Raw genomic sequence first — 13,191 nt, 5'->3', positions numbered from 1 at the left:
CCGCGTTTCTTATACCCTGCCAAGGGCTACGGGATTATTTCACTAACTTTCAATTTACAGCATTCCAAGTGCCGATAGCAACGCACCGATGATAATGCAGAAATCTGAGCAGTTGAAGACGATCTTGCGGAACGCCTGCCATTTCACCGGGAAGCTCACGTAATCCACCACGTAACCTCTGCGGAGGCGGTCATAGGTATTGCTGAAAGCACCACCAAGTAACAGTGCTAGTCCCAGTCGCAGCAAATTGTTGCCTCGACGTCCCAGGCTCACAATAAAGACAACGGTCAATAGCAGCGTAAATGCCAGTGAAACAGCAGCCACCAGACGCCTTCTCTTCTGTCCGGCATTGAGCATCATGCCTTTATTGTAATGTTTGCGGATCAGCAATTTTCCCCTGCAGATCTCTCGTTCTTCCCGCTCGTCCACATGCGACTCTATATAATTTTTTAAGAAAAAATCTCCCCAGAAAATTCCTGCCAGTATCACAAGGCATACCACTGTCATATATTCCGCTCCTTATTCACGCCGTCCGTATTTCCCCTTGCAATCCGCTTATTCGCGCTCTGCTTTCCGATTCTTTATCTTCAAAAACGCCAGAAGTGCCCCATACAATACTCCGGCCACAGGCCATACGACCCAGGTAATGTCCCAACGCATCGTCGGCAGGCTGATAGCCAGATAAACCGCTGTCCAGACACACCAGTAAATTGCTGTCACATGCTCATACTTCCGGTTAACTGCCTTATTCTCCACAGTATAATCCCCCTCCTGAAGCAATTTCTGATAACCGCCCCAGATAATACCGGACCACACGAACAGCCATACAGCGATCGCCACTACAATGAGCAAAGCATCCGTAGCAAGGATTACCGCATAACCATTATTCCCGAAAAAAATAGATACTGCCAGCAACGGTACCACTCCCAGAATACACAATACAACACCCAGGGTTATGCAGATCCGGTAGGTTCCCGCAAATGTTTCTTTTGCTTTCTCCACGATTCCGGACACCCCATATTGCAATGTCAGCTTTTCTTTTTCCAGATATTCATATTTATTATACGGGATTCCGGTGAGAAGAAATACCGCTACCGCAACTACCACCATCAGTAACAGTACGATGAGACCGATTCCTCCTGCGACATTTTCTGTAACCGCTCCTCTTTTGGCACCTGCCATTCCCAACAACCACAACAATACAACAGGAGAGAGCACACATAAGGATACCGCCGGAGCAATCCGGGCAGCATATTTTTTCGTAGCTTCCAGAAAAGTATTAGCTTCCTCCACCGTGATCACTTTGCCCTCTGTGATCTCCGGTGTCATTCCATCGGTGAATTCCGTCTCTTCCATTTCATCTTTTAATAAGTAATCCGTAGTAACTCCGAACAACTGGCTCATACTGACAATGCGTTCCAGATCCGGGATTGAGGCTCCGCTCTCCCATTTGGATACAGACTGTCTGGAAATGTCCAGGCGTTCTGCCAGTTCCTCCTGGGACCACCCATATTTCTTACGCAACATTATTATTTTTTCTGACAGGATCATTTTCATTCTCTCCTTCTTTTATTAACGTTTTCTTGTGCACACATAGATCGTCGACATAGGAAAATCATAACAAAAGAGCCGGTTGACAACTACCAAGTGCCCTTGAAATTTTGTCAACCGGCAGTTGCGTTTCCGGATTTTTCTGAAATTTTCAGCAATATTACTGTACTTCACGGATCAGACAGTATTGCTTTAACGGGAAATTCTTCTCCATCACACCATATACTTTGAATCCGAACTTTTCATAGAATTCCACGTTTTTTGGATTATGTGTTTCGAGGGAGATCATCAGTTCGTGCTTCTGGGCATAGCCAATGGCTTCCTCCAGAAGCTCCGCTGCAATTCCGTGATGCTGCATGGTGGGATCCACTGCCAGATAAATGATGTGCAGCCGTTGGTTCTGATGCAGCTGATCCGTCCAGCTGGAATTCAGATAATCCTCACCCTTCATAAAATTCCGAAATGTCTTTAACGAAGGGTCCTCCTTGATCAGATAGGAATCCGTCTGTAAAGCAGCCATGGCCTCTGTAAAATAGAACTGAAATACATTGTACGGCTCCGCTTCATCCGATACCACCAATACACTGTTCAGATCCGCGCTGTCTGCGAAGATCTCACAGGTCGCATAAAATTCATCCATGTCACATTTAAACAGCTCCGGCATCAGATTTTTACGGACTTCCGGATCCGGAATCAGCGTCTCGTACAACGGATCGTGTGCAAAGCACTGATTCAGCATTTTCTCCACTTTCGGAAGATCTTCCTTCTGCACACGATATAGCTTATCACTTTCCATAATTGTATTTACTGTTATCTCCTTATTATGATGATATCGATCCCCGGCTTTGTTGCCTGTGGATCGTTCCGTGCTCTGCTCTCGCCATCATTACAATTCGAATATCTCTGTCACAGATCTCTCCATTTGTTGCACGATATTCATCAGGCTGACCACAAGCTTGCTGCATGCATGCTCCAGGCTGGTAATTTCTTCCCGGTAGTCCATTTCCTTCATACCGGATCCTGTCAACATCTCCAGTTGTTTTTCTTTTTGGAGAAGCTGCTTGACCGTTCCATATAGATTTTCATGCTCCGGCAGCCTTCCGTAACCCCATTTCAGGCGATCCTTCGGCTGATGGAATACATAATCCGTAAAATGCCTATATACTTCTTCATCAAAATTAAAGGCATAGGCATTGTTGTCTACCTGATAAAGCTTACGAAGTGCGGAGGAAAGTCTCTGTTCCTTCAGATTTCTCACCGCTCCGCCCAGAAGTCTCAGATTTGCACTGCATATCTCATGAGGATACAACACATTTCCGTACCAGTCAATCCGCACAAAAGCGTCCTGCTCCTGTTGGAACCTTGCGAGCAGCTTCTGTTCCAGCGGTCTGATCTGCCGGAAAAGTTTCTCCGCCTCGTCGTATTTTCCATCTCTAAGCAACTGTTTGTAGTTACGGTTGTATTCCTCTACCGCTTCATATTCCTCCCGGCATCTTCTGAGTGCCCGGTCACTTAAAGTCTCCAGTTCCTCAATTTTTTCAAGCAAAACCCGTTTTTTCTCTCCCAGCTGCCCCGCCACATCGGCGCGGTAGCAGATTTCCCGACACTGTTCCAAGCCCTTGCGAATCCGCTGCACCACCGGTGAAAACTGCAACGGTACCACTGCCGTTTCATCGAGTGCCAGGATCAACAGGGCAAACAGCTCATGATGCAGACGATATACCTGTTCATCATAAAACTCATCGTTATCAAACTGAGAATGGTAGTGGGTCTCCATAAAGCTTCCGCCGGTGAAATCATTTACCATGGACGGTACACCTGCGATCGCCATGGAAAAATCATCCGACCAGGTCTCGATCGGAGATGTCACTGCTGTCTCTTCCGGATAGGCTATCGTCAGATTCGGCAGATCCGCCAGATATTCCGCCAGAAAGCTGACGTATTCATAGCAGCTGCGGATCCTCGCTCTGGTACCATGCGCCAACGCCGGGAGTTCAAAGTTCAGGTCTGCGATCACCTTGCCCACCCATTCGGGATGTGCGGTGAATATCTGCTCATAAGCTCCCGTAGACCAGTCGAAATTGGAATCCACCACGCCCCATTCCTCGGATGCCATGGCACAGATCACAATGGTATTGTTCGGTTGAAAACCACTGTCCAGCAACGCCTTTGCAATACCAAACATCAGGGCGACCGCTGTATTGTCATCCTGGAATCCGTCAAAATAGGAGTCATAGTGGGCAGACAAAAGCACCATGCGGTCAGGATGTTTTCCGGGAATCCTTCCCACAATATTATAAGTCGTGCAGTTTCTGGTCACCCTGGATTCCGCATCAAAGGTGACCGTTATTTCCTCCTGATCACGCAGCAGCTCCAGCAGGCCGGCCGCATCTTTTCTGGAAATGGAAAAAGCGGGAGCATCCTCCGGTCCGGCGATATCCTGTGCATTCAGAGCTTCATCGTCGATTTCGCCGTAGCCGCCGCTCTGCACTGCGATCAAGGCTGCTGCTCCCTTCAGATGTGCCTGGTATACCGGATAATTGATCCACCACTCATCCCTCTGGTTAATCTCCACCAGTACCAGTTTATCCCTGACATCTTTTCCCTGATAGTCCGTCTCCGTTCCTTTTCCCAGATACATCATGGAAAATTCCTTCGGGCCATCGGTGACAAAGGTTGTCTGATAGGCTCCCAGCTCTGCTGACACGGTCTCCCCGGCTGCATTCGTATAGCTTAACGCCGCCTTATGAAATTCCCAGCCGTCTACCGTCACGGCATCCTTTGTAACCTCAGACAGTCCGATTTTTTCCATTTCTGTCTTCAGCATCTCTCCGGTCTCAAATTCTGCCTTAGAACCCGCCGGGCGATACCCCAGTGTCGGATGTGACCGGTATTGTTCCATTCGCTTTGCCAGTTCATACGAATACGGTATATCCAGATTCTGTAACACCTTTTTCTGTAAAGTCACCCCGTTGTCATGCATATTCTGTCACTCCTGTTTCTATCCTGTCCGTTCTGTCACAGGAACCGTTACTTATTTTTTTACCATAGAATTCATATTTTCAGTAATTTTCTGCAGAATCTCTCTGTTTCTCTCTTCCGCTTCCAGTGTCTCACTGGCATGGGCAGACACTTCTTCCGTAGTCGCTGAGATTGTCTGAATGGAATCCACGATCTCCTGGTTGGCTGTTTTCAGAGCTTCTACTGTCTGAAGCATCTCACCCAGATTATCCACAATCGTATAGCTGCTGTCTTCAATTGCCGTGAAACTGTCCGCCGCACGCATCGTTCCTTCCCTTTGGCTGCCGATACCGTCTATCATCTGACGGATGACCGTCACCACTTCTCCAATCGCTCCGGATACATTTTGGATCAACTCCGCGATGTTACCGGTAGCATCCTTTGTCTGGGTGGCCATTCCCGAAATCTCCGTCGCCACTACGGAGAAACCGCGGCCGGCTTCACCGGCTCTGGCTGCTTCTATGCTGGCATTCAGCGCCAGAAGACTGGTCTGATTAGCTATTTTGCTGATGATTTCCACGATGGAATGCATCTCCTGCATATAATGATCCAGCGTTTCCAGCTTCTGTGCCGCCAGTTCACTGTTTCTTGCAGAATCCTCTGCCTGCTCCTTCAGACCTGTCATCTCTTCTTTTCCGGCATCCAGCATTTCTATCGTATGTTCCATATTGCTTCCGATCGTCTCTGCCACTTCACCCACAGTATTTACTTTTTCCTGAATAGCCTCCGTCTGGGACGTCTGCTGCTGAATCGCCGCTGCAGACTCCCCGGAACCTGCAGACACCTCCTCCATGGCTGTTTTGGTACTGTCAAAAGCAGTTTCCAGTTTATTCAATTCCGCTGTGATATCAGCTACTGAAGTCTCCATCCGGCTGCTCATTTCCATGACCTCACGTAAGGTTGCTTCCGCGCGGTCCTGCGCAGCTGTAATGCTCTCTATATTTTCATCGGTGTTCTTCTGGTTGGATATGGTAGCATAGATGGATGTAATGCACAGCAGAATCATTACCGAAATCTGTATAAATCCTGCGTCCTGCCCCAGATAGCCAAATCCCCCTTGTGTGGCTCCCAGGAGCACCACCAGGATATTCTCTACCACCGTCCCCACATTAATAAGTGCAAATGCCTTGACATCATGATAAGGCATGACTGCAAACATCATGGGAATTACAAATGCATACACCATGTTGCACTGTGCCGTAAAAAGCAGCACCGTATAAAACAACGCAAATCCGATCAGTGACAGATGTTTTATAGCTTTGGTTGCATGATCCCTCTTCCAACAAATAAATTCTGCAAGAACCGGTATGATCCCAAGAAGCATCAGCACTACCAATACCGGAACCGACACTGTGTGTTCAACAAATCCGATCACGCTAATGAAAAGCATACATGCATTGATCACACCATGTGCTATCATGGCCACCCGGTTACTTCGTTCCAACTCTTTCATTTGCATTCTCCTTCTCTCCCGTATGATATTATGCCAGGTTCAAAAAGTCTAAGCCCATATGAGCTTGCTTATAAGTGGGTGAAAGACCTTAAATTCATAACGTAATTCCTCACATCCCTTATATTGTAATTCATGATGGTATCCCCGTCAATAAAGCACACGAAAATGCAGTCCGGTTTTCTATGAAAAACGGACTGCATTTTCTGTCATTTATATGTTATCTCCCTGCCGGACAGCTTCCAGCACCCTCTTTATACCTTGAAAACATCCAGTACCTTTTCCAGCTTATCCGCTAATGCCAACAGGTTCTCAGAAGAATTCATCAGTTCTGTCATGGTATCACTCATGCCATGAGCCGCCTGCATGGTACTGTCTGCGGATGCTGCATTCTGTTCGGAGATTGCCGACAATCCTTCCACTACATCACGGATCGCACTTCCGGACTGTCCTAAGACATCCATCTTCTCCCGGATACCGTCAATATGCTGCAGGGAATTCTCCACACCATCCGCTACTGCCGCAGTCTTCACACCGGTCTCCTCTAACTTGCTCTGCTGGTGATTCATGTTGGCTTCCACTTCACCCATGATCTCCACCATTCTGCCGGAAGACTCCATGATATTTTGGATGATCTGCTGGATCTCGGTTGCGGAGCGCTTAGACTGGTCAGCCAGCTTACTGATCTGCTCTGCTACCACTGCGAAGCCTCTTCCCGCTTCTCCGGCTCTGGCTGCTTCAATGCTGGCGTTCAGTGACAGCAGATCTGTCTCGTCCGCAATATCCTGAATCATGGATACTGCCTTGGTGATATTCTGAATTGCTCCGTTCATATCCGTAATCTGTTCCGCTACCCGCAGGACGGATTCCTTGGTGCTCTCGTTGGAGCCGTTCAGTTCCTTCATGATCTCTTCGGAAGCTTTCTCCGCTTCTGCCATCCTGCCGGCATAATCCGTCAGAGATTTTACTTCCTCAGATATATATTCGATCTGCTCGCCGATACGCACTACATTTTCATTAGCATCCGTTGTCTCATTGGCCTGATTCCTTGCGCCGTCTGATATCTCGCCGACAGCATGGTATACATCATTCACAGATTCCTGGGTATCCTGTGCCATCTTGATCAGTTTGTTGGAAGATGCTGTCAGATCATCCGCGGAATCCTTGATCTCTGTTACGATCGAACGGAGAGTTTTTTGCAGTTTTACAGAAATACGATATACATCCCCAAGTTCATCCTTTTTACGGCACTGCTTTTCATCCGGCTCTGCATCCAGTTCTCCGTTCACGATCCTGCCTAGGAAATGCTTCGTCTTCTTCATGGTCTTCACCATGCTACGGGATAATACGCTTACCAGCGTTGCCGCCACAAGAACACATGCCACAGCGATCAGAATAATATCCTTCACCTGCATCGAGATTGTATCCTTGACATTCTGCATCGGCGTCGCCACTTCGATGGCACCGATCACAGAGCCATCAGAATTGATCAATGGCTGATAATATACATAATAATCTACTTCGGAAATGTTGCAGTCCGTCAGGAACAAAGCCTCCCCAGTCTGAATCTGTGCATAGACATCGTCTTCCAGCGCCGTACCGTTAATACGTCCTCCTTCCGGCTTGGTCAATGTCGTGATCAGACGCATATTTCCATACAAAAAAGACACCTGGAAGCCTGTCTTCTCCTGCAATCCATCGATCAACTGTGTCTCCCCGGAAATGGATGTGCCGCCCTTGCGCACCTTGCCTCCCTTATCTCTGGTGTAATCGCCTTCATACAGATTCGTGTAGGTTTCATCCACACTGACACCAACGATCTGCAGAGACTGCTCAATCTGTTTCTCAATTCCGGTCTCTAATGCTTTGGCCCCCACCGTAGCCACCAGTGCACATACAATGATCATCGGCAGAAGGCTTAACGCCAGTATCTTTTTCGAAATTGTGAAAAATGGCTTTTTGTTCCCTTTTACTTTCGTTTTCTTATTCTCTGTCTTCTTCATACTTACCACATCTGCCTTTCTGTAAAAGACTTTATCACATTCGGTCCGTCTCGAAAACGTTTAAGTATTTTCTCGGTAAATTCATTGTAACATTTTCCATATAGTAATACAATTCGACAAAATTACAAGTATTTTATTGTTAAATTTGGTCATTTTTCCTTAACGTTAAGTAAAAATATCTCTTTTGTTTACGAAACAGTTAAGTTTTCTGCTTCCAGACCGGCATACGCAGTATCTTTATCAATAGCGGAATGATCATAATAAACCACACAATAGGCTCCGCTGCGATGACACCCGGGTATCCGAACATGGGAACCAGCGTCGCCGCGATCACAATTTTCCCTATCATTTCCAGCGAGCTGGAGATCAGCGGTACGATCCGTTCTCCCAGTCCCTGCATGGAGTTTCTCACAATACAGATTACCGCCGTCACATAATAGAACAAAGTATCTACCTTGAGATATAACGTTGCATTGTAGACCACTTCCGGGTTTTCACTGCCCGTGACCAGCCATACCAGCCAGTCACCGATGGTATAAGCAGTCACAATATTAAGCGTACACCAGATGCAGGTATAACCGGTTGCCAACAGGATTCCTCTGCGGATCCGTTCGATTTTGCCGGCTCCCAGATTTTGTCCGCAATAGGTCGCCATTGTCTGACCGAAGACGCTGAACATGATCATGAAGATCTCGGAGATCTTGCGGGCTGCCGTATGGGCAATGATAATATTCTGTCCCAGCTTATTGATGGAGGTCTGCAATGTCAATGTACCGATATTGACCAGCGAGCTCATGAATCCCATGGAAAGACCGGAGCTTAACATATTGCGGAGCATTCCGGCATCCTGCAGCTTCATATCATCCACACGTATCCGCAGAATTTCATACTTTTTCCACAGATAGACCGCACACACCACCACAGCGATCAGCTGCGACAGCACAGTAGCAACTGCGGCACCCAGCACTCCCATATGCAGCACCACGATCAGAAGCAGATCTCCTCCGATATTCAGCACCACCGACACTGCCAGCACGATCAGCGGGGTCACGGTATCTCCGATTGCTCTTAAGGTCGCCGATAATACATCATATAATAAAGTAACAACAAGTCCCGCTATGATCACGGACACATACTGTGTTGCTGTGTTCAGCAGATTTTCCGGCACATTCAGAAATCTGAGGATCGGCTGCAAAAATACAAGCCCTCCTATCGTCAGTACCACAGCTGCCAATAGGCCAAGCACCAGAGAATTGCCCAAAGATCTGCGCAATCTGTCCATATCCTTCGCTCCGAAGCACTGTGCCGAAATAATAGCAAAGCCATTGCACATTCCCATCAGGAATTGTACGATCAGATTGCTCAGCGTCGTCGTGGCCCCCACTGCCGCCAGGGCATTATCTCCCAGAAAAGTACCTACGATGCGGGTATCTGCCAGACTGTAAGTAAGTTGCAATAAATTGGCCAAAAAAATAGGAAGGGCAAACGTCAGTATCAAAACTGACGGTCTGCCCTTTGTAAGATCTTTCATATAGTTCCTCACTTCTACACTTCCGGGAAAAATATAGATTTTCCCGCGTGATAGGGCTACAGAACTTTTTTAAAACTTTTTCTTGGCATTGTCAAGGTATTTCTTGGTCTCAGCCACCACAACACCGTTTAATGCCAGCAGTGCGATCAGATTCGGGATCGCCATCAGACCGTTGAAGATATCTGCGATGGTCCATACTGCCTTAACAGTCATGTAGGGTCCGATGAATACGCAGGCAATGTAGATCCAACGGTATACTTTGATCGCCTTCGGCTTCTGACCGATCAGGTATTCCAGGCATCTCTCACTGTAGTAATCCCAACCGAGGATCGTGGTAAATGCAAAGAATACCAGGCATACCATCAGGATAAAGGATGCAATAGAGCTGTTAAAAGGCAGCCCCTGCTGGAAAGCTCTGGTGGTAACATCCACGCCGTCCAGACCTACGTTCCAGGAATCGGTAATTACGATCGTAAGACCGGTCATGGTACAAATGATCAGAGTATCAATGATGGTACCCAGCATTGAGATCAGACCCTGTTTGGCAGGAGAGTCGTTCTGCGCTGCAGCCGCTGCGATCGGTGCACTACCGATACCTGCTTCGTTGGAGAAAATACCTCTCGCAATACCCTTCTGCATTGCCATGATAACCGCTCCCAAAGCTCCACCGGCTACGGCACGCATACCAAACGCACTCTGTACAATGGTCACGATAGCTGTCGGAATGGCAGTTACATTAAAGATCAATACTAACAGGCAGGATACCACATAAGTCACTGCCATAAAAGGAACGATGACCTGTGCCACGGTGGAGATACGCTTTAATCCACCGATAACTACCAGTGCCACGCAGATGGTCAAAAGGATTCCGGAGATCACCACGCTCCAGGAATAGTCCATGCCGAAGAGCTGTACGGTATGTGCATTATTTGCATCGAAGAAATTATGTACCGCACTGGTGATACCGTTGATCTGGGTAAAGGTTCCGATACCGAACAATCCTACGCATACACCCATAAAAGCGAAGATCTTCGCCAGCCATTTCCAGCTCTTACCCATACCGTTCTCGATATAGTAGAAGGGTCCACCGATGATGTGTCCGTCCTCTGCTACCACACGATACTTCACCGCCAGCAGACACTCGGAATACTTCGTAGCCGTACCTACCAGCGCAGCGATCCACATCCAGAACAAAGCTCCGGGGCCGCCTGCTACAATAGCCGTTGCCACGCCAACGATATTACCGGTTCCGATGGTAGCGGACAATGCCGTACACAGTGCCGCAAAGCTGGATACTTCGCCGTCTTCGCCCGACTTTTCATTGGCAATTAAGTGTTTGATTGCATGGGGAAGCTTCGTGATCTGCAAAAAATGAAGTCTGGCTGTAAGAAAAAGACCGGTCGCCAGAATGAGGACGATCAGGGGGATGCCCCAGACGAAATCATCCACTGTGGTCAGAAAGTTACTAATCATGTCTAACATATTCCCTCTCCTTCCGTCACCTCTTGTGACGTCCTATCGTAGATTGATTTCTTCCGAAGAGAATGGGAATAAGCATATAGATGCTCTGTCCTTTTGCCTGAGAGATTGGCAGCTTTACTGCCGTACACCTTCGGCGCCTTCTATACGGAAATATGATAATTGCTTTCCGTGGAAGGACTCTCCAGAGTAAATCTTTACCGCGCTAAAGCGGCAACAAAATCACAATAGCATACTTTTTCACCCATTGCAACTTTTTTTTATCTTTAGTCATTGATCTGACCAACACAGGCATTGACTTTTATGGTACCTAATTACTATAATATAATTCATATGAATACTAACACGAACAATCACAAAACTTCATATTCCATTATACGTGGACTGTTTTTCCTGATCATGTGTTCTGTGATTTTTACGGTACTGTACTACAGTCTGCCCAAACAGAACCGTGAGCCGGCAATATCGGATTATATTGACTTTTCAGAAGGCTGGACCACCTCCGATGGAAGCCCCGTTGATTTTTCCCATATCAGCGGCACCTGCACAGTGACCAAGAAGCTTCCTGCGCTGACTCACGACATGGCACTTTTCTTTTTTTATAAAAGTTCCAATGTCACGATCCTGATAGACGACCGGCAGATCTATGAGGCCATACGACCGGAGGGAGTTTTCTTCGGCAAGACGCCGGGAGCCTCTTATGTCTCTCTGCCCATCTACCGGGAAGATTCCGGGCGCACGCTCACCCTGGTGATCGATAATCCTTACGGAGACGGCAGTGGCAAGATCAATCATATGTACCTGGGACGTAGTGAAGATATCCTGATAAGCCGCATCCGCGACAAGGCACCCGGATTCGGCATCAGCTTCCTGATCGCCCATCTTGGTCTGGCATTTATCCTGTTTTATCTGCCATTACACAAGAAGCACATCATCGGCAGTGAGATGCTTTATCTGGGATTATTTGCTCTGAATACCGGTATCTTTATGTTGGCAGATAACCGTATGCTGCAGCTGATCCTGCGTAACAGCCATATTTATCATACAATTGCGGAACTTTTTATGATGCTGATCACCATTCCACTGTTTCTGTACCTTGGCAAAATGTATACAGAGTACTCCCCTGTGATGGTACAGACAGTATGCCTGATCAGTGTCATGGATTTCAGTATACGTTTCTGCCTGAATCTGACCGGTCTCAAGGACTTCCATGAAAGTCTTCGTCTGACCCATATTACTTTTGGCATTCTGATTGCACTTGTTATCTATGCCATCGGCAAGGGGTTTTATCAGAATCAAAGGCAGCATCTGAAGCACAATCTATATCATAACCTTGGAATTCTGTGTCTGTGCTTTGGCGTTCTACTGGATATCCTGCTGCTATGGTTCGGCAGTGCTCCCGAGACCAGCTTCTTCACACGGATCGGTGTGCTTATGTTCCTGATCATGGAAGCAGTCCAAGTTACCCTGCGCCTCATGACCAACTATCAGGAAGGTGTTCGCATGCAGCTGCTCAGCCGCCTGGCTTATCGCGACGGTCTGACCGACCTGCTGAACCGTACTTCCTATATGGAAGAATTGAAAAGACTGGACGCATCCCATAATTTTCATGTGTTGCTGGCACTGTACGATGTGAATAGCCTCAAATATGTGAACGACACCTACGGTCACCAAAGCGGTGATGAAATGATCCGCCGGGTAGCGGATACTCTGTCGGCACATCTTGGTTCCTTAGGAAAATGTTACCGGATTGGCGGAGATGAGTTCGTATTCCTGTCGACCGTATCCGATTCCGAAAAAGAATTTCTCAAGCTGCAAAGAGATTTCGAAGCGTCTCTGGGAACTTTGAAGCTTCCTGACGGTTCCGAGCATCCCATTACTGTAGCCATGGGATATTCCGTACTGACCCATAATATGCCTCGTTCCATGGACGATATGGTCCGGGAGGCCGATGCCAGAATGTATGAGGCGAAACGACGAATGAAAACAGAAAATTGATCATAAGATTGGCAGCGTTTTTGCTGACAATCTTATGAATAGCGTGGCTCATTGCAGAGAACTGCCAACAAATGTGGAGTGCCCTTTGCGAAACATTTATGAATTGGGGACATGGCTCGTAACGTAGGGTTGCCATAGCCCCCACGCAGAAAGGACTG

9 protein-coding genes and 1 riboswitch are annotated in these 13,191 nt (G+C 47.5%); of the genes, 1 reads left to right on the top strand and 8 read right to left on the bottom strand.

Translation table 11 applies throughout. The annotated features are described in order from the left end of the window. Positions 1 to 54 precede the first annotated feature (54 nt). From ACLTOH_RS13135 to ACLTOH_RS13100, 8 genes are all read right to left on the bottom strand, one after another. Positions 55 to 507 (bottom strand): signal peptidase II, encoded by a 453-nt coding sequence (locus ACLTOH_RS13135; protein ID WP_412224237.1) that lies wholly within the window; start codon positions 505 to 507, stop codon positions 55 to 57. A gap of 48 nt (positions 508 to 555) precedes the next feature. Then, positions 556 to 1,557, bottom strand: a complete 1,002-nt coding sequence (locus ACLTOH_RS13130; RefSeq protein WP_412224236.1) for a helix-turn-helix domain-containing protein — start codon at positions 1,555 to 1,557, stop codon at positions 556 to 558. Between the two features lie 154 nt (positions 1,558 to 1,711). Continuing rightward, positions 1,712 to 2,347, bottom strand: a complete 636-nt coding sequence (locus tag ACLTOH_RS13125) for a GNAT family N-acetyltransferase (protein ID WP_412224235.1) — start codon at positions 2,345 to 2,347, stop codon at positions 1,712 to 1,714. 90 nt (positions 2,348 to 2,437) lie between these two features. Beyond that, positions 2,438 to 4,534: a M28 family peptidase gene (locus tag ACLTOH_RS13120; RefSeq protein ID WP_412224234.1), complete on the bottom strand. Its 2,097-nt coding sequence runs from the start codon at positions 4,532 to 4,534 to the stop codon at positions 2,438 to 2,440. Positions 4,535 to 4,585: 51 nt separating this feature from the next. Beyond that, positions 4,586 to 6,025 carry a methyl-accepting chemotaxis protein gene (locus ACLTOH_RS13115; RefSeq protein ID WP_337631519.1) on the bottom strand — a complete coding sequence of 480 codons (1,440 nt, stop codon included), beginning with the start codon at positions 6,023 to 6,025 and terminating at the stop codon, positions 4,586 to 4,588. A 251-nt stretch (positions 6,026 to 6,276) separates the two neighbouring features. Beyond that, positions 6,277 to 8,025: a methyl-accepting chemotaxis protein gene (locus ACLTOH_RS13110; RefSeq protein ID WP_117466526.1), complete on the bottom strand. Its 1,749-nt coding sequence runs from the start codon at positions 8,023 to 8,025 to the stop codon at positions 6,277 to 6,279. A gap of 199 nt (positions 8,026 to 8,224) precedes the next feature. Beyond that, positions 8,225 to 9,556, bottom strand: a complete 1,332-nt coding sequence (locus ACLTOH_RS13105) for an MATE family efflux transporter (RefSeq protein ID WP_412224233.1) — start codon at positions 9,554 to 9,556, stop codon at positions 8,225 to 8,227. A 69-nt stretch (positions 9,557 to 9,625) separates the two neighbouring features. Further along, positions 9,626 to 11,038 carry an alanine/glycine:cation symporter family protein gene (locus ACLTOH_RS13100; protein ID WP_412224232.1) on the bottom strand — a complete coding sequence of 471 codons (1,413 nt, stop codon included), beginning with the start codon at positions 11,036 to 11,038 and terminating at the stop codon, positions 9,626 to 9,628. A 75-nt stretch (positions 11,039 to 11,113) separates the two neighbouring features. After that, positions 11,114 to 11,233: riboswitch (glycine riboswitch) on the bottom strand. 135 nt (positions 11,234 to 11,368) lie between these two features. Between ACLTOH_RS13100 and ACLTOH_RS13095 the strand changes: the two genes are divergently transcribed. Beyond that, positions 11,369 to 13,033, top strand: coding sequence for a GGDEF domain-containing protein (locus ACLTOH_RS13095; RefSeq protein WP_412224231.1), 1,665 nt, complete (start codon positions 11,369 to 11,371; stop codon positions 13,031 to 13,033). Positions 13,034 to 13,191 lie beyond the last annotated feature (158 nt).

The organism is Waltera sp., from assembly GCF_046969025.1.
Taxonomy (GTDB): domain Bacteria; phylum Bacillota; class Clostridia; order Lachnospirales; family Lachnospiraceae; genus Acetatifactor; species Acetatifactor acetigignens.
This window is presented reverse-complemented; position numbering and strand designations above follow the sequence as displayed.

Bases quoted from the DNA above. Each gene is read 5' to 3' on its own strand.
- ACLTOH_RS13095 (WP_412224231.1), top strand. From the start codon at position 11,369: ATGAATACTAACACGAACAATCACAAAACTTCATATTCCATTATACGT.
- ACLTOH_RS13135 (WP_412224237.1), bottom strand. From the start codon at position 507: ATGACAGTGGTATGCCTTGTGATACTGGCAGGAATTTTCTGGGGAGAT.
- ACLTOH_RS13105 (WP_412224233.1), bottom strand. From the start codon at position 9,556: ATGAAAGATCTTACAAAGGGCAGACCGTCAGTTTTGATACTGACGTTT.
- ACLTOH_RS13110 (WP_117466526.1), bottom strand. From the start codon at position 8,025: ATGAAGAAGACAGAGAATAAGAAAACGAAAGTAAAAGGGAACAAAAAG.
- ACLTOH_RS13115 (WP_337631519.1), bottom strand. From the start codon at position 6,025: ATGAAAGAGTTGGAACGAAGTAACCGGGTGGCCATGATAGCACATGGT.
- ACLTOH_RS13100 (WP_412224232.1), bottom strand. From the start codon at position 11,038: ATGTTAGACATGATTAGTAACTTTCTGACCACAGTGGATGATTTCGTC.
- ACLTOH_RS13130 (WP_412224236.1), bottom strand. From the start codon at position 1,557: ATGAAAATGATCCTGTCAGAAAAAATAATAATGTTGCGTAAGAAATAT.
- ACLTOH_RS13120 (WP_412224234.1), bottom strand. From the start codon at position 4,534: ATGCATGACAACGGGGTGACTTTACAGAAAAAGGTGTTACAGAATCTG.
- ACLTOH_RS13125 (WP_412224235.1), bottom strand. From the start codon at position 2,347: ATGGAAAGTGATAAGCTATATCGTGTGCAGAAGGAAGATCTTCCGAAA.